14 protein-coding genes are annotated in these 15,428 nt (G+C 51.4%); 3 read left to right on the top strand and 11 right to left on the bottom strand.

The features are described 5' to 3' along the window. Positions 1-19: 19 nt before the first annotated feature. Positions 20-2,350 carry a M1 family metallopeptidase gene (locus FJM74_RS03070; protein ID WP_187261086.1) on the bottom strand — a complete coding sequence of 777 codons (2,331 nt, stop codon included), beginning with the start codon at positions 2,348-2,350 and terminating at the stop codon, positions 20-22. A 54-nt stretch (positions 2,351-2,404) separates the two neighbouring features. After that, the gene (locus FJM74_RS03065; protein ID WP_187261085.1) at positions 2,405-2,998 is read right to left on the bottom strand and encodes a HupE/UreJ family protein; all 594 of its coding nucleotides are present in this window, start codon (positions 2,996-2,998) and stop codon (positions 2,405-2,407) included. Between the two features lie 440 nt (positions 2,999-3,438). Here FJM74_RS03065 and FJM74_RS03060 point away from each other — a divergent pair, with 440 nt between their 5' ends. From FJM74_RS03060 to FJM74_RS22300, 3 genes are read left to right on the top strand one after another with little or no spacing between them, the layout of a single operon-like run. Then, positions 3,439-4,668, top strand: a complete 1,230-nt coding sequence (locus tag FJM74_RS03060) for a lactonase family protein (RefSeq protein WP_187261084.1) — start codon at positions 3,439-3,441, stop codon at positions 4,666-4,668. 36 nt (positions 4,669-4,704) lie between these two features. Further along, complete coding sequence (locus FJM74_RS22305) at positions 4,705-4,854, top strand: hypothetical protein (protein WP_241738922.1); 150 nt, start codon at positions 4,705-4,707, stop codon at positions 4,852-4,854. A gap of 3 nt (positions 4,855-4,857) precedes the next feature. Then, positions 4,858-5,067, top strand: a complete 210-nt coding sequence (locus tag FJM74_RS22300) for a SpoIIAA family protein (protein WP_317175530.1) — start codon at positions 4,858-4,860, stop codon at positions 5,065-5,067. 155 nt (positions 5,068-5,222) lie between these two features. On the opposite strand, the gene FJM74_RS22640 is transcribed toward FJM74_RS22300, so the two are convergent. From FJM74_RS22640 to FJM74_RS03015, 9 genes are all read right to left on the bottom strand, one after another. After that, entirely contained in the window at positions 5,223-5,363 is a 141-nt protein-coding gene (locus FJM74_RS22640) for a hypothetical protein (protein WP_317175529.1), read from the bottom strand. Beyond that, a complete protein-coding gene (locus FJM74_RS03050) occupies positions 5,360-5,770 on the bottom strand; it encodes a transposase (protein ID WP_317175528.1) in 411 nt (136 codons plus the stop codon). The genes FJM74_RS22640 and FJM74_RS03050 overlap by 4 nt, the downstream gene beginning before the upstream one ends. Before the next feature lie 266 nt (positions 5,771-6,036). Beyond that, on the bottom strand, positions 6,037-8,658 hold the full coding sequence (gene clpB, locus FJM74_RS03045; protein WP_187261083.1) for an ATP-dependent chaperone ClpB: 2,622 nt from the start codon (positions 8,656-8,658) through the stop codon (positions 6,037-6,039). A gap of 420 nt (positions 8,659-9,078) precedes the next feature. Further along, positions 9,079-9,669, bottom strand: coding sequence for a hypothetical protein (locus FJM74_RS03040; protein ID WP_187261082.1), 591 nt, complete (start codon positions 9,667-9,669; stop codon positions 9,079-9,081). 11 nt (positions 9,670-9,680) lie between these two features. Further along, on the bottom strand, positions 9,681-11,024 hold the full coding sequence (locus tag FJM74_RS03035; RefSeq protein WP_187261081.1) for a hypothetical protein: 1,344 nt from the start codon (positions 11,022-11,024) through the stop codon (positions 9,681-9,683). Between the two features lie 46 nt (positions 11,025-11,070). Continuing rightward, positions 11,071-11,664, bottom strand: a complete 594-nt coding sequence (locus tag FJM74_RS03030) for a YceI family protein (protein ID WP_187261080.1) — start codon at positions 11,662-11,664, stop codon at positions 11,071-11,073. Between the two features lie 563 nt (positions 11,665-12,227). Beyond that, positions 12,228-12,911, bottom strand: coding sequence for a deoxyribonuclease V (gene nfi, locus FJM74_RS03025; RefSeq protein WP_187261079.1), 684 nt, complete (start codon positions 12,909-12,911; stop codon positions 12,228-12,230). Positions 12,912-13,165: 254 nt separating this feature from the next. Beyond that, a complete protein-coding gene (locus FJM74_RS03020) occupies positions 13,166-13,846 on the bottom strand; it encodes a hypothetical protein (protein ID WP_187261078.1) in 681 nt (226 codons plus the stop codon). Between the two features lie 271 nt (positions 13,847-14,117). Beyond that, entirely contained in the window at positions 14,118-15,164 is a 1,047-nt protein-coding gene (locus FJM74_RS03015) for an SGNH/GDSL hydrolase family protein (RefSeq protein ID WP_187261077.1), read from the bottom strand. Positions 15,165-15,428: the final 264 nt, after the last annotated feature.

Genomic DNA, 15,428 nt, shown 5'->3' with positions numbered 1-15,428 from the left:
CGGCTAAAAGTAAGGTCGATTACTGCCCGGTGCTGTTGCCCTGGTTAGAGCGGCTGCTCGAGTTCTGGCGTTGCATCGGGTTTTGGGGCTGCTGGCTCTGCTGCTTAAATATGTCGAAGCGCGACGGGGCCAGGCGGCGCGGAAAGGTATTGTTCGATAAATCTGTGTCGGCTGTCTGCAGGAAAGGGTCGAGGGTGAAGCCGGCTACCGGCTTTTTGGTTACAAACACTTTGGTAATGTCGTTGTTGTTGTGGCGCCAGATCTCGGCCGGTATGTTCACTACTTCCTCGGTTCCGTCTTCAAATTCCATCCGCACGATCAGGGGCATCACCAGGCCGCCGAGGTTCTTGAAGCCCACTTCGTAGAAATTCAGCCCGGAGTCGAGCACCTTCTTCTGCTCCGGAGTAAGGCCACTCAGGAACGACTGATAACGTCGCTGGTCGGCTGCAGTGGGAGCAAGCGGATCGTAGGAGTTGTAGAAATCGCTGAGTTCCGGGTTGGCCTCCACGAGAGTGCGCGGAATGTGCTGCAGGTTGCGCTGCTGCGAAAGGGTTTGTGGTGCCTTGTTCTGCTGCTCCCGCTTTTGCGCGTTTACAAACTCCGGGTCTTGCGAATCGATGGTGTACCATTTCACCCCTTCAATCGAGATGTCGGTGTGGTCGGTGGTGTAGAACCAGCCTCTCCAGAACCAGTCGAGGTCCACGCCGGAGGCATCCTCCATGGTCCGGAAAAAGTCGGCTGGCATCGGGTGCTTGAAGGCCCACCGGTTGGCGTACTCCTTAAAGGCGTAGTCGAACAGCTCGCGGCCCATCACAGTTTCGCGCAGTATGTTGAGCGCCGTGGCTGGCTTGCCATAGGCGTTATTCCCCATCTGCAAAATCGACTCCGAGTTGGTCATGATGGGCACCATAGTGCTTTTGTCGCCTTTCATGTACTCCACAATGTTTTGCGGCTCGCCACGGCGCGAAGGGTAGTTGCGTTCCCACTCCTGCTCTGTAATGTACTGCATAAACGTGTTCAGGCCCTCATCCATCCAGGTCCACTGGCGCTCATCGGAGTTGATGATCATCGGGAAGAAGTTGTGCCCTACTTCGTGAATGATGACTGTGATCAGACCATACTTGGTGCGGTCGGAGTAGGTGCCGTCCGGCTCGGGGCGGTAGCCGTTAAACGAGAGCATCGGGTACTCCATGCCGCCTATCGGGCCATGCACCGATATAGCCACCGGGTAGGGGTAATCGATGGTGTGCCTGGAGTAGACCTGCAGCGTGTGGGCCACGGCCGCTGTGGAGTACTGGCCCCAGAGCGGGTTTCCTTCTTTGGGGTAGTACGACATAGCCAGTATGTTTTTGCCGGCCACGCGCACGTTCATGGCGTCCCAGATAAACTTGCGGGAGCTCGCCCAGGCAAAGTCGCGCACGTTGGTGGCCGTGTAGGTCCAGGTTTTTTTAGCCGTTGCTTTTGATTTTTCGGCTTGCGTGGCCTCCTCCTGCGTTACGATAAGCACGGGCTTGTCGCTTTTGGCGGCTTGGGCAAAGCGTTTCTGTTGTGTGGCGCTCAGCACCTGACTGGCGTTCTGCAGCTCGCCGGTGGCGGCCACAACATGGTCGGCGGGCACGGTAATGCTAACTTTGTAGTCTCCGAACGGAAGCGCAAACTCACCACTGCCCAGGAACTGCTTGTGCTGCCAGCCATTCACGTCGTCGTACACGGCCATGCGCGGGAACCATTGCGCCATCTCGTAGAGGTAGTTGCCATCGCCGGGGAAATACTCGTAGCCGGTGCGGCCTCCCATGGTGAGTTGGTTGTTGATGTTGTAATGCCAGTCTACACTGAAGGTAAAGCTCTGCCTTGGTTTCAGAGGCGAGGGCAGGTCTACGCGCATCATGGTATTGTTGATGGTATGGGCCAGCGTTTTGCCGTTCCGGTCTTTCACCGCTCTTATTTTAAAGCCGCCATCAAAGTTCTCGCGTGCCAGCCGCTCCATCGCCTGTATGGGCATTCTCTCCTCCAGGCTGCCGGTTCTGGTGAGGCTGCTCATGGAGTTGGGCTCGTAGATGTTCTGGTCCAGCTGCAGCCACAGGTAGGTGAGCACATCGGGCGAGTTGTTGGTGTAGGTAATGGTTTCGGAGCCGGTAACCGACTGGTTCTCGTCGTTCAACTCCACTTTTATGGTGTAATCGGCGCGCTGCTGCCAGTACTGGTGCCCCGGTGCGCCGGAGGCGGTGCGGTAGGTGTTCGGAGTTGGCAGTTCCTGGCCCAGCTGCCCGAATTTTGTGTCTTGGGCCTGTGCCGCCAGTGGGCATGCCAGGAAGCACAAAAGGGCAATCCCCTTCAATAGGTTTCTCATTCAGGTTGAGTGTGTAGTTGTAGTTGAGTTTATAAAGGTGCGTTTATTCTAAAGCTAAAAGATATTATTTTCCATTATTAAAACCAAAGCTATGCCTGCTGCGGCACAGGAAAGTGCCATTATCCAGTCGCGGCGTTTCAGGCGGAGCAGGTTCATGGCTATAAAACCAGCCAGCAGTATGATCGCCACAATCAGGAGCTGCCCGAGTTCAATACCGATGTTAAAAGCCAGCAACTGCTCCCACACCTTGCTGTTGCGGCCCAGCAGCGACCGCAGAAAATTCGAAAAGCCCATGCCATGTATCAGCCCGAACACAACGGCCAGCAAATTGTGGAACGACCAGATCGGGTGCTGGTTGGTGGCGGCGCCCTTCAGCTTGAACAGGTTAGTGATGCAGGTGAACAGGATCGTGACCGGAATCAGAAATTCTATCAGCGCCGTATCGAATTTAATGATATGGAATGTAGACAGGGCCAGCGTAATGGAGTGGCCGATCGTGAAGCCCGTAACCAGCACGATAACTTTTCGCCAGTCGCTGAGGGTATAAATGGCACTCAGCGCCAGCAAAAACAGCATGTGGTCGTAAGCCCTGAAATCGTAAATATGGTGGAATCCGAGTTGGAGGTAGGTCTGGAATGTAGAGGACACAGTATCTGTTTAAGCGTTGCCAAGCTGCAAATTAGGGCATAGGCAGAAGTATTGCAAACGTAACTAAAGTGGCTGCCTTGTTTTGGAAACAGAGATAGTCATGGCAAATTCAGGAATTTTAAGTAAGTTGAGGAGGGAAACGGGAATTTGGGGAGCAGTAGGAGCAGCAGCTGTTTTGCTGTTGCAGGGCAAAATTGATTAGAATAATCTGGTTAATTTGCTGATGAGGCAAGGTGCAGATTCTTTGGTTTGAAGATTCGGGAATCTGGAGACGAGGCAATTCCCTTTTGCGATCTTACGCCGCTGACTTTTAGGAGATCTTCCTCAGCAAAGAAAAGCACCTTCCCAATTATTCTAATAAAAACAGCCCTCCGGTGCTTTTTCGGCTCCTGAATCAGTCAACCAATGCTATTGTCCACTTTTAACGGTTTCTATTACTAATGAGAAAAATGTATAACCATATGCGCCACAGCTTTGTAAAAGTAACAATATTCGGCCTGGCCCTTGCGCTGTCGGCCTGCAGTTCCACCGCTTCTGACTCAGGTAGAGTTGCAGGAGAACAGGCCGAAGCAGAAACCCAAACTAAAACGGAAGGAGCATATATGGTATACTTAGGCACAAACGGAGCAGCAGATGCAGAGAGCATTTTTATCTATAACCTCAACGCCGAAACCGGAGAGCTTACGCAGCGTGGGGCAGCAAAAGGAGGGGCAAGGCCTACTTACCTGGCCTTCAGCGAAGACCGCCGCTTTCTGTACGCCGTAAACGAGAAGGGCGATTTTGACGGCGGAAAAAGCGGAGCCGTCAGAGCTTTTTCGGTAGACCAGCAAACCGGTCAGCTCACCTCCCTGAACCAGGTAGCTTCTAAGGGAACGGGGCCCTGCCATGTATCGGTGGATGAGCAGAACGGCATGGTGCTGGTGGCGAATTACGGCGGCGGCAACGTGGCCGCTTTGCCCCTGCAGCCGGATGGCACTCTGGCAGCAGCCACAGGCGTAGGCCAGCACCAGGGCTCTGGCCCAAACAAAGACCGGCAGGAAGGTCCGCATGCCCATTACATCACCCCCGATCCAGCCAACAAGTTTGTGTTTGCTGTTGACCTGGGTACTGATGAGGTGCTGGGTTACCGGTATCGGGATAATAAATTAGTGCCTAACGAGCCAGCCGTAGCGTATGCCTGTCAGCCAGGTTCGGGGCCCCGGCACATGGCATTCCACCCGAGCGGGCGCTACGCTTTCGTAATTCATGAGCTCAACTCTACCATGGCTGCGCTTGCCTACGATGCCGGGAAAGGTACATTTACAGAAATACAGACGATCACCACCATACCAGCCAGTTTCAAAGAAAACAACCAATGCTCCGCTGTGAAAGTATCGGCCGACGGCAGGTTCCTGTACGGCGCGAATCGCGGGCACAACAGCATTGTGGTGTACGCCATAGACGAAGCCACTGGCAGACTAACGCAGGTACAACTCATGAGCGTTGGCGGCGACTGGCCCCGCGATTTCACCATAGACCTGACAGGCAACATTTTGCTGGTGGCCAATGAGCGCTCTCACAACGTGGTAACTTTTAAGATCGATAAGGCCACCGGTAAGCTTACCCCAAGTGGCCATCAGGTGCAGGTGCAAGGGCCAATGTGCCCGGTGGTGGTGCCGGCGTTTGACTAAGTCATTGTGGAGGCTGTGTGTTGTAAGTTTGTGGATATGATAGAGATTCTCGCTGAAACAAAAGATGACCTGCTGGCCGTACGGGTGAGCAAAGAGCTGACTATAGCCGACTTTGACCAATACCGCAACCTGCTCTGCGACATGATGCAGCAATACACCGAAGCGCACCTGTACTACGAAATGTAGGATGTGGACTGGGTGCAGCCAGTAGCCGCCATTGAGAACGGCTTGTTCGATGTTATACACGGGCTGGATTATGGCCGCGTAGCGATGGTAGGGGAGAAGAAGTGGCAGGAATGGGCGGCAAAACTGATAAGCCCGGTAAAGAAGAAAGGCGTGCGTTATTTCGATCTGGCTGAGAAGGAGCAGGCAATGAAATGGGTGCGGGAGAGGGAGTAGTAGTATTGCCTCTACCGCGAGCTTTCAGCTCGTGGGAATTATGGTGCGAGCTTTCAGCTCGCGTAACTCATATACCGTGTAAAACGTGAGCTGAAAGCTCACATTATGTTTAACTACGAGCTGAAAGCTCGCGGTAGTGATGGCTGTTATGAAGTTTACCCTACCAGCATGACATCTAACAAGCCTTTCTGACCGGCATAATCTCTGGCGCTGCTATACAAATATTCCCAGGGCTCTTCCACAAAACCCGCTTCAACAGGATTCCGGTGCAGATAGTCTAGCTTCTGCTGCATCATAAATTGTCGGAAAGCTCAATTGGGTGGTTATGGTGTTGCCAGAATTGGTATGTTTCGTTTTTTGGATTATAAGCACCAGCTCTTCTAAACATCCAGAGCATCCATTCTTTGCGACTCTCCTGGTTGTGCTGCTCTATGGTTTTTAGGATACTTTTGGCAGTATGCCGTTTCATGTCCCGCAGTATGCCATCTATGGGTTCGTTGGTACTGCCCACAATTAAATGTACATGGCTGCTCATAAGGCACCAGGCATACACTTCGAGTCCTTTGTTATTTATGCAGTATTTCAGGCTATCTACAACTATCTCTTTATACTCTCGCCGCACAAACACATCGATCCAGTTTACGACAGCAAAAGAAACAAAATAAAGCTTTTCCTGATCCCGGAATTTATAGTTACGGCTCATGCAGTTGCTAACTGTAGCAGCAAAAGTTTGGTTGCAGTAAGAATTAAAAATTACTACCGCGAGCTTTCAGCTCGTAGGAATAATGGTGCGAGCTTTCAGCTCGCGTGAGTCTTAAATAGTGATAGTGTAAAACGTGAGCTGAAAGCTCGCACCATGTTTAACCGCGAGCTGGAAGCTCGCGGTAGTAGTCTTAGATTAAAAAACAAAACCCCGCTACTCCAACGGAATAACGGGGCTTGCTCAACTAAACTTTAACTCACAAACAATTATCTATCGGTTGGCAATTCGATGTCTACGTTCAGGAACTGGATCTTGCCATTCTGGAGCACAGCCTCTACTACAGAGTCTTTGCTGATTCTGCCAGAGAGAACCTCCTTCGAGAGCTCGTTCAGGATCTGGCGCTGCAGCACACGCTTCAGTGGGCGGGCTCCAAACTGCGGGTCGAAGCCTTGTTCGCCCAGGTAGTCCAGCACTTCGTTGGTAGCCACAAGTTCTATGCCAGCTTCTTCCAATCGCTGCTGAATATGGTGAAATTGTATATCCACAATCTTGCGGATGTCGCCACGGCTCAGCGGACGGAACATCACCAACTCGTCGATACGGTTCAGGAACTCCGGCCTTACCGATTTCTTCAGCAGGTCGAACACCTCATCTTTGGTACGCTCAATCACTTCCTCTTTGTTGTACTCTTCCATATTTTCGAAATTAGATTGAATAATATGGGAACCAATGTTGGATGTCATGATGATGATGGTGTTCTTGAAGTTCACCACGCGGCCTTTGCTGTCGGTCAGGCGGCCATCGTCGAGCACCTGCAGCAGGATGTTGAACACATCGGGGTGCGCTTTCTCGATCTCGTCGAGCAGCACCACGGAGTACGGCTTGCGGCGGATAGCCTCCGTTAGCTGGCCGCCTTCATCGTAGCCGATGTATCCGGGAGGCGCACCAATCAGGCGGCTCACGGCATGGCGCTCCTGGTACTCGCTCATGTCGATTCGGACCATGGCGTTTTCGTCGTTGAAGAGGTAATCGGCCAGGGCTTTGGCCAGCTCTGTTTTACCTACGCCGGTGGTGCCCAAAAAGATAAAAGAGCCGATCGGGCGTTTAGGGTCCTGCATACCGGCACGGCTGCGGCGCACGGCATCCGAAATGGCCTCAATGGCTTCTTCCTGACCAGCTACGCGCTTGCCAAGCTCCTGCTCCAGGTTCAGCAGCTTTTCGCGGTCGCTCTGCAGCATTTTGCTTACAGGTATGCCGGTCCATTTGGCTACAATCTCGGCTATGTCTTCGGCGTTTACTTCTTCCTTCAGCATCGGGTTTTCGCCCTGCATTTCGCGTACCTGCTCCTGCAGTTGCTTCACATGTGCTTCCGCCTCCTGAATTTTACCGTAACGCAGCTCCGCCACACGGCCATAGTCGCCGGCACGCTCTGCCTGCTCAGCCTCCAGTTTGTACTGCTCAATATTCTCCTTCTCTTTCTGCAACCCCTCTATAATCTGCTTTTCGTTCTGCCATTTAGCTTTCAAGTCGTCGCGCTTGCCGCTCAGGTCGGCAATCTCTTTGGAGAGCACCGATTCTTTGTCTTTGTCGTTTTCGCGGCGGATGGCTTCGCGCTCAATTTCCAGCTGCATAATGCGGCGCTGAATCTCGTCGAGTTCCACCGGTAGCGAGTCGATTTCGATGCGCAGTTTGGCTGCGGCCTCGTCCATCAGGTCGATGGCTTTGTCTGGCAAGAAGCGATCGGAGATGTAGCGGCTTGAAAGCTCTACGGCCGCGATAATGGCATCATCTTTAATACGAACACCGTGGTGTAGCTCATATTTATCTTTGATACCGCGCAGAATCGAAATAGCATCGGGCACGCTTGGCTCATCTACCATCACGGCCTGGAAACGACGTTCCAGCGCTTTATCCTTTTCTATGTATTTCTGATATTCTTTGAGCGTGGTAGCACCAATGGCATGCAACTCACCACGGGCCAGCGCCGGCTTAAGCAGGTTGGCTGCGTCCATGGCGCTTTCGCCGCCTGCACCAGCACCTATCAGGGTGTGGATCTCGTCTATGAAGAGCACGATCTCGCCTTCAGCGTCTATCACTTCTTTGATCACTGCTTTCAGGCGTTCCTCAAACTCACCTTTATACTTGGCACCGGCCACGAGCAGGCCCATGTCCAGGCTCATGAGCGTTTTGGATTTCAGGTTTTCGGGCACGTCGCCGGACACGATGCGCTGGGCCAGGCCTTCTACGATGGCGGTTTTACCTACGCCTGGCTCACCCAGCAGCACCGGGTTGTTTTTGGTACGGCGGCTCAGAATCTGAAGCACTCTGCGGATCTCCTCGTCGCGACCGATTACCGGGTCTATTTTGCCGGAGCGGGCCAGCTCGTTCAGGTCTTTAGCGTAGCGCTTCAGGGAGTTGTACTTGGCCTCTGCGTTTTGGTCGGTCACTTTAGCGCCGCCTCGTAGTTCTTTGATGGCTTTTTTCAGGTCTTTTTCGTTGAAGCCAACGTCTTTCATCAGCCCGGCCACCTTATCGCGACCAGCCAGCAGGCCGAGCAGCATGTGCTCTATGGCTACGTACTCATCGCCAAACTCCTTTAGGTAAGAAGTTGCCTTTTGCAAGGCTGTTGCCGTGTCGTTGGCCAGGTAAGGGCCGCCTGCGCCCGTTACTTTAGGGTAACCGGCTACAATTTCATCTAACTTGCTGTGCAGGATGCGCCCGTTTATGTTGAGCTTCTGCAGCAGGAAGTTGGTTACGTTTTCGTCTGTTTCCAGAATTGCTTTCAGGATATGCCCGGTTTCGATAGCCTGCTGCTGGTTGCCGCCCGCTATCTCGGAGGCCTTCTGGATAGCCTCCTGTGCTTTGATGGTATAGTTATTAAAGTTCATTTCCGTTTCCTGTTTTCGTTGGTTTTACTGCTATAGCCATACAAACAATTTCTGCTCCAATTGTATTTTAGTTGATTTTCATGTAATTATGTCATGTTAAAAAATCAATTTTACCTGAATTTAAGCCAAAGTGACAGGTATTTTATGAGGGTTCTGCTCTTTTTTAGGTGCCGGAAAACTGCCTGGCTTAACAGTAGAAATACGAGGAAAAGGAGGTGAGCGAGTCATGGAATCCGGAAATTTTGAAACGGACTGATCTGCGGCTAGTGCCTGACTTTTTCTGCCAATCGATTATTCTAATGAATTTGCCCCTCAGGAGGTTCTGCTGCTCCTGCTGCTGAAGGTTGGAGCCGGAGCCGCCTAAAACCAAACAGGCCCCGGAAAATAATTCCGGGGCCTGTGGTTGTTGCTCGTTAAAGACTAAATTGCTGAGCCGGTTAAGAACTGCGATGGCTGCCTGTTGCTTACCTGCAACTCTACGGTTATCTGCAGTTCCTCGTCTACTTTAAAAAGTCCTCCTAATTTTTTGGGGGCTTTCAGGCCTATTTCGGTAAAGTTCAGGCAAATATTACTTTTCATGAAGGTGGCACCCTGGGCAGCAAATAAGTGGAAGACAACATCATCCATCATAACTGTTTTTCCGCCAACTTCAAATTTCAGGGCTCCTTTGTAATTTTTGCCGGTTTGTTTCAGGCTTAAAACCTCAATTCTGATATTTGGGTACTCTTTCGCATTTAATGTCTGCTGAAAATCCCTGTTCAGAAGTGGGTTGCCGCACCCGAACTCATTTACCGGAACGGTTACTACCAGTCTGTCTTTTTTTAAGAGGGCTGTGTTGAGCAATAAGGTATCTTTCTGGCTGTTGCAGCTATAGCTGCAGTTTATGTTGCCGAGCGAGGTAGCTGCCTGTACTGTTATTTTACTTCCTTTAACAACTACAAACTCTCCTTTGGGCGGTAAAGCTGCGTTTACCATAACTACAACAGCGAGTAAGATATTTATGAGCAACATGGTTTTAAAGTTTAGAAGGAAATGGCTCCCTCGATCATGAATCCGTCGAATTGACCTCCGTGGCGGATATCAGTTGGAGCGAAGTCTTTGTATTGTTGTTTCACGTATTCTGCTTTGGCCAGGATGTTTTTGGTTACAAACCAGCCACCGCCTATTTGTACTCTGGTAAGTGTTACCTCGTTGTTAAGCACGTTTGGGGTTGCAGCGCTTGGGGCCAGACGGCCGTTTACCACGTTGTAGCGACCTGCCACATAGAAGTTCTCGTTAGCACCTAATCTGTACACCAGGTCGGTTCCGAGTTGTCTCCAGGTACGGTCAGCGGGCTCGTCGTTTGCACCTAGTCTGCCTTTTCCTTTGGCCTGCTCGAAGTTACCGAAGAACTCAAGTCCTTTGTATTTCACAAACGGGTTTACCACAAGAGCCGTAATGTTGTTAGTCAGACCCGGGTTTATGTGGCCAGAGGTAAAGTGAGTTGTTGCAGTTACCGCGGTGCCATTGGCAATTCTGGCAGGATCCATTACCAGGTAGTAGCGTGAACCGGCGCGGTCGCCACCATACAGGGTGTTTCTAGCAGAGCCGGCAGTAGTATACACAGAGCCCGTTAATCTTACCCGCAGGTCTTCGGCCAGTTGGTTGTCGTACCCGATTTTACCGATGAAAGATGGTTTACGCTGACCAGGGTTTGTGATACCGCCCTGAATCTCGCCACCTGTTACGGAGCCCATCGCCAGGAAGCCTTTGTATTGGTATACGGCTTCGGCACCGATCTCAGTTGTAAAGGCATCCATAATGTAGTTTCCTACGAATGGGTTTTGCAGTGCGTGGGCGTTGTCTGTTCTTCTGAAGTGGGCATCGCCGTAGTTAATTTCCATGTGGCCCACACGCACGGTCAGGTTCTGAAACACGCTGTTCACAAAGTTGCTGTTCAGGAACTCAGCCTTGTCTATCTGAATGTAACCGCCTTTTACCCAGGCCTCCGGGTGGTGTCTGGAAGAAAGGTAGGTGATCAGGTTCAGTCTGATACCATCGGCCAGTTGCACATCGAGGTTCAGGTTGGCAGTGGCCAGGTTAAAGCCATTTTCGATGGGCATCAGTTGGTTCAGGTTGTTTTCGCCCTGCATAATGGCAGTGGCCGTGTTGCGGTGCTGCAAGCCCTGGAACTGCTGTGCAAATCCGCCGCCTAATCTTACTTTTATGCCTTCGTAGGCAGTTGTGTCAGCTTTACCAGTCTCAAATACGTTCAGTCCTCGTTTGTCGTAAGGTCTCCAATACTGCATATCGGAAAGCGTAAGTTGTGCCATGGCGCCCATGTTGAGGCCAAAGAGCAATCCTAAAGAAAGTGCAAGTTTTTTCATGATATTGGTTGTTTAATGCTTTTGGTTAATGTTTTGAAGAGTGAGATTAGATAGAAGAATTCACTTGTTGGAAATTTACTTTAAATTGAATCTTGAGGTCGTTCGTGGTTTTGATGGTGCCGAACACTGCTGTTGGAGCGGCCATGTTAAAGTCCGAGAACTTGATAGGTGCTTCGCCTGTGAGGGAAACCACGCCATTTTTCACCACTGAGTTTACTGCTAACGTTACTGGTTTGGTAGTGCCTGCTATGGTCAGGTTGCCCGTTGCAAGCCCTTTTTTGCCGTCCAGGTTTTTATAAGAAGTCAGGGTGAACTGGATGTTCGGGTGCTTCTTGGTTTTAAGCGTTTCGTAGGCAATGCCGTCCATCTTGTCTTTCCCGCTCTTCAACGACTCCGCTTTTAAGGATACCTGCGCAGCGCTTACGCCTGTAATGGCAGATCCTTCTACCGTCATCTCGGCCTTGCCCTGCGACTGTGCAGAAACCATTTCCCAGTCGTGCAGCGTAGAGCCGCCCATTACTTTAATTTCTGGCTTGCCGGCCAATTTGTATGGGGCCTGCGCATAGAGGAGGTTAGCAAAGCTTAAGCCCAGGAAAAGGCTGAAGAAGCTGATGAGTTTAAGTGCTTTTGAGGTGTTCATAACTGTATAGTTTAGTCGGTTTTGTTGTTCTTGATGTATCAAAGGTATAGCGAAGCGGCCCGGAGAAGTATGACCGTGGTCACTGGAAGAAGTGATGTTTGTTAGTTTCTGCAGATGTTTGCCTCTTCTATTATATAAAGTATTGTAAATGAGGTTGTTAATGCGTTTTTTAGGTTAAAAAGAAGTGCAGAGAGAAGCTGTGTGTTCAGTTTAATTCATCATTAAAGAGAAAATTTATGTTCGGTTTTAAAAAAGCCTCAGCAAAAGCCACCGGGCCGCTAGTAACAGGCAGGCGCAGTACTGTGGCCGGAATAATAACTTTGGATCAGCATAAGAACTGGCTGGCGCGCCAATGATAGGTTTAGAGGGCCAGACAAAAACAAGAGGGTCCCTGTGAGCCATAGCGCTCACAGGGACCCCCTTGTTTTTGCTGTTCAGAAAACTTGCTTTACTTTCTGCGTCAGGGCCCTCTCTGTAGTGGCTGTGCTGGAATCAGCTGGTGGGGCACTTTAAGGACGAGGCAGGTGTTGCGCTACCGTATAAAGGGCTGTTTTATCCTGCGCTTAGTACACCTCCTTCTTGAGCACCGCCGCGTAATGATCGGCCAGGCGGGTTGGCTCCGGCAATTTGTGTTTCAGGGTGCAGGCTATTGCTACTGCGGTGGCAGTCTCCAGATCGATGAGGTGCCCCGGCGATACGAATACCGGCTTTACCTTGTCTTTTGTGCGGAGCACCGCAGCGATCTGCTCTCCTTTATATAGCAGCGGCGACACAGCCCCTTTTTCAGCGGCAGGTTCTGTGTACTTGCCTACCAGTACCTTTTTGGCTACGCCCATGGTAGGCTTTTGCAGGTGCAGGCCCAGGTGTGTGGCAATGCCCAGGTGGCGCGGGTGCGATATGCCGTGGCCATCTACCATGATCAAGTCGGGCTTTTGCTGCAGCAGTTCGTAGGTCCTGAGCAGGTTCGGGGCTTCGCGGAAGGAGAGCAGGCCCGGGATGTAGGGCAGCGTGACCGGCCCATGGTGCCACACCTTCTCCACCAGTTCCAGCCCAGGGTAGGTAAGGAGCACAAACACCGACAGAATAGTGTCTTCGCCGATAAAAGAAGAGTCGCATCCGGCAATCAGCTTCAGGTCGAAGTCAGGTTTTTGGATCATGACCTGTTGTTTCATTTCTTCCTGCTGCTGTGTCAGTTCCCGCACCAAAGCCGGGTCTGGGGGCGGAGCGCCGTGTCTGCGGTAGTACATTTGGTTAATTGTTGAATTGTTAAATTGCTTAATGGTTAGTTTATAAAGCTGAGCACACAGTTGCCTGGTTTGGGTTCTTAACACTCAAAGGTCTATGAAACGGGGTTTAAAGTGCAGCAGCAGCAGCAAAAAACCGTGGACGGCCAAAACTATTCAAATAATTCACTCACTCACTCCAAACTCCCTCCTTCCAAATTCACTCCTTCACTCACTCAAAATTCATTCAATCACTCATTCAAAATTCCTTCAGAACCCTAAGCACTGCAGGGTATGCGCAGGTCGATAAAATAAACATACCACCTGCCTTTGTCGAAGCCGAAATGGAAACGGTAGGAGCTGGCTGTGTGCAAGACTGAGTGCTGCAGGAGCGGGAGCATGGCCTGTACCTGCCGGAGTTCCGCCTCGGAGAGGCTGGCGTGGTCCCAGATGCCTGATTGCCGTAGGGCGGAGGCATCGGAGGCAAAGCAGCCATCTTTGGCATAACCGCTGCTGCCCTGGTCCATGGCGCCGCAGTCGAACGCCGGGAAAGGCTCCAGTTCCAGCTCGCAGGTGGTGAGTTCGTTTTTTATGCTGAAGAAGGAGCGTTGCTGAAAATCGCGCCGGAAGCGGGTCAGGTCCTGCACATAGGTCATTTTTGGCATGGCGCCCGGCTGCTCTATTATCCAGAGGCCTTTTTCGGGGTCGAGGTGCTGTTGCAGCTTTAGGGTGTCGGAGGCCTGCAGAGCATCGTAGAAATGAGAGAAAGCAGTTACAAAGCTCATGGTGTCGGGGCCGGGCGTGTTGCTTTTGAGCTGATGCTCTTCCTGCAGCGCCTCCAGCGAGTCTGCTGTGGTCAGCAGGGCGCCTGCTCCTTTAGAGGAAGCTTCTCTGCTGTTGCAGCTCAGCAGCCAGGCAAGCGGCAGGCAAAGGAGTATGTAGTGCGGGCGTAAGGACATCTTATTTCAGAAACAGGGTTTGCTAAAATTTTAGTGGCAAAAGGCCGAAGCCATACAAATAGCCTGAGGAGCTCATGCGCTGTACATCAGAGTTCCTGCGTGTAGCACGGATTTCTTTACTGATACGCTTTTGCTTTTATTAAGATGAGTGGCTGCAGCAACAGCACCTCGGGAGGGGCATTTTGATTCGAATAATTTAGAGAATAGCAATTATCTGAATGGTTTTGCCCCTCCCGAGGTGTGTGGGTTGCTGCTGCTTGAGCCTTAAATGCTAATGCGCCACCATAAATCTGGCTGTATCTATCTTTTTATTCCGGCTTGCCCTTATAATATAGAGGCCGGAGGCATGGGCGCTGGATGGCGTGAGGGTGTAGGTCAGACTGCCTTTTGCGTCGGCTGCCGTCAGAAGTTGCCAGATCAGTTTTCCTTCCCGGGTCAGCACCTCCAGGTTCACTTGCTCACCGGGCGTAAGCGAATCCATTTTAATGGTAATGGGCCGCCCATGCGTAAGGGTCGGGTAAACCGACAGGGCCGGGGGCAGCTGTTCCGCTCCTGACGATAAGGGGTTACCGTTCAGGAAGGGTTGTAAGGCATCGAACCAGCGTTGCGCCATTTTCTCTTCTCCTACCTCGTTCGGATGAATGCCATCGTAGGTATGCTTGTCTTTTTCAGGGTCTATGCCGAAGTGTTGGTCTACCAGCACCACCGGCGATTTGCCTGTGTGCAGTTCTTTGGCCAGCTTGCTTATCTCGGCATTCAGAAGCGGAATGTTCCGGGATTCCTGCTGGCCTGCCGCGTCGGGGTGGGCCGGGAACAATTGTGCCATCAATATCACTACATCCGGATTGGCCTGGCGAAGCTTGCCCACTATTTCCTGGAGGCGATCTGTTGTTTCGGGTATGCCTGCGTTCTTAAACATATCGTTAGAGCCCAGGTGCATCAGCACGATGTCGGGTTTGTGCTTGCTGAGCCACTCGGTTAAGTTGCCCGTCTCTTCCCCGTTGCTTGTTCCATGTAGTATGTGCTGCGTGGTCCAGCCCCAGTGGCCTTCGTGGTTCCGGTCGAAGTTTTTTCCTTTGTAGGCAGGCCAGGTGGGGTTGCCGGAGTAATTGTCCTGCTGCGAGCCGATGAAGTCTATTTCCGCTCCTGCATCGAGCAGCTTTTTCCAGAGATGGTATCTGTAGCTCAGGTGGTCTTTGTCTGCCTGCGTCAGGGAGTTTCCGAGCGGCATTATTTTAAGCGCCTGGGCCACTAGCCCGAATGGCAGAGCCAGGCAAAGCAAAAGCAGTACAATTTTATGCAGATATATTTTTGTCATATCAACTATAGGTTCAAAGTTTTTTACAGCCAGGTTGGGCAATTTACTGCCAACACTTGCAGAGGCCAGCCAGTGCAGCTTCCACTCCTGTACTTGCAATCTGCCAAAAGTGTTTATAAAACGTGGAAGGGCTTTAATAGTTTATAAATCATTTACTGCGGAATTGTAATTTGGATGTGTGCAGAGCGCATCAGCAGCAGCAGCAAAAGGAGAAGCTGCTCCGGAGGGGTAAAATCATTTGCATAATTACCTGCTGGGTTGCCA

Source organism: Pontibacter beigongshangensis, from assembly GCF_014332515.1.
Taxonomy (GTDB): Bacteria; Bacteroidota; Bacteroidia; order Cytophagales; family Hymenobacteraceae; genus Pontibacter; species Pontibacter beigongshangensis.
This window is presented reverse-complemented; position numbering and strand designations above follow the sequence as displayed.

Bases quoted from the DNA above. Each gene is read 5' to 3' on its own strand.
- FJM74_RS03060 (WP_187261084.1), top strand. From the start codon at position 3,439: ATGAGAAAAATGTATAACCATATGCGCCACAGCTTTGTAAAAGTAACA.
- FJM74_RS03015 (WP_187261077.1), bottom strand. From the start codon at position 15,164: ATGACAAAAATATATCTGCATAAAATTGTACTGCTTTTGCTTTGCCTG.
- clpB (WP_187261083.1), bottom strand. From the start codon at position 8,658: ATGAACTTTAATAACTATACCATCAAAGCACAGGAGGCTATCCAGAAG.
- FJM74_RS03030 (WP_187261080.1), bottom strand. From the start codon at position 11,664: ATGAACACCTCAAAAGCACTTAAACTCATCAGCTTCTTCAGCCTTTTC.
- FJM74_RS03050 (WP_317175528.1), bottom strand. From the start codon at position 5,770: ATGAGCCGTAACTATAAATTCCGGGATCAGGAAAAGCTTTATTTTGTT.
- FJM74_RS22640 (WP_317175529.1), bottom strand. From the start codon at position 5,363: ATGATGCAGCAGAAGCTAGACTATCTGCACCGGAATCCTGTTGAAGCG.
- FJM74_RS03070 (WP_187261086.1), bottom strand. From the start codon at position 2,350: ATGAGAAACCTATTGAAGGGGATTGCCCTTTTGTGCTTCCTGGCATGC.
- FJM74_RS22305 (WP_241738922.1), top strand. From the start codon at position 4,705: ATGATAGAGATTCTCGCTGAAACAAAAGATGACCTGCTGGCCGTACGG.
- FJM74_RS03035 (WP_187261081.1), bottom strand. From the start codon at position 11,024: ATGAAAAAACTTGCACTTTCTTTAGGATTGCTCTTTGGCCTCAACATG.
- FJM74_RS03020 (WP_187261078.1), bottom strand. From the start codon at position 13,846: ATGTCCTTACGCCCGCACTACATACTCCTTTGCCTGCCGCTTGCCTGG.
- FJM74_RS03040 (WP_187261082.1), bottom strand. From the start codon at position 9,669: ATGTTGCTCATAAATATCTTACTCGCTGTTGTAGTTATGGTAAACGCA.
- nfi (WP_187261079.1), bottom strand. From the start codon at position 12,911: ATGTACTACCGCAGACACGGCGCTCCGCCCCCAGACCCGGCTTTGGTG.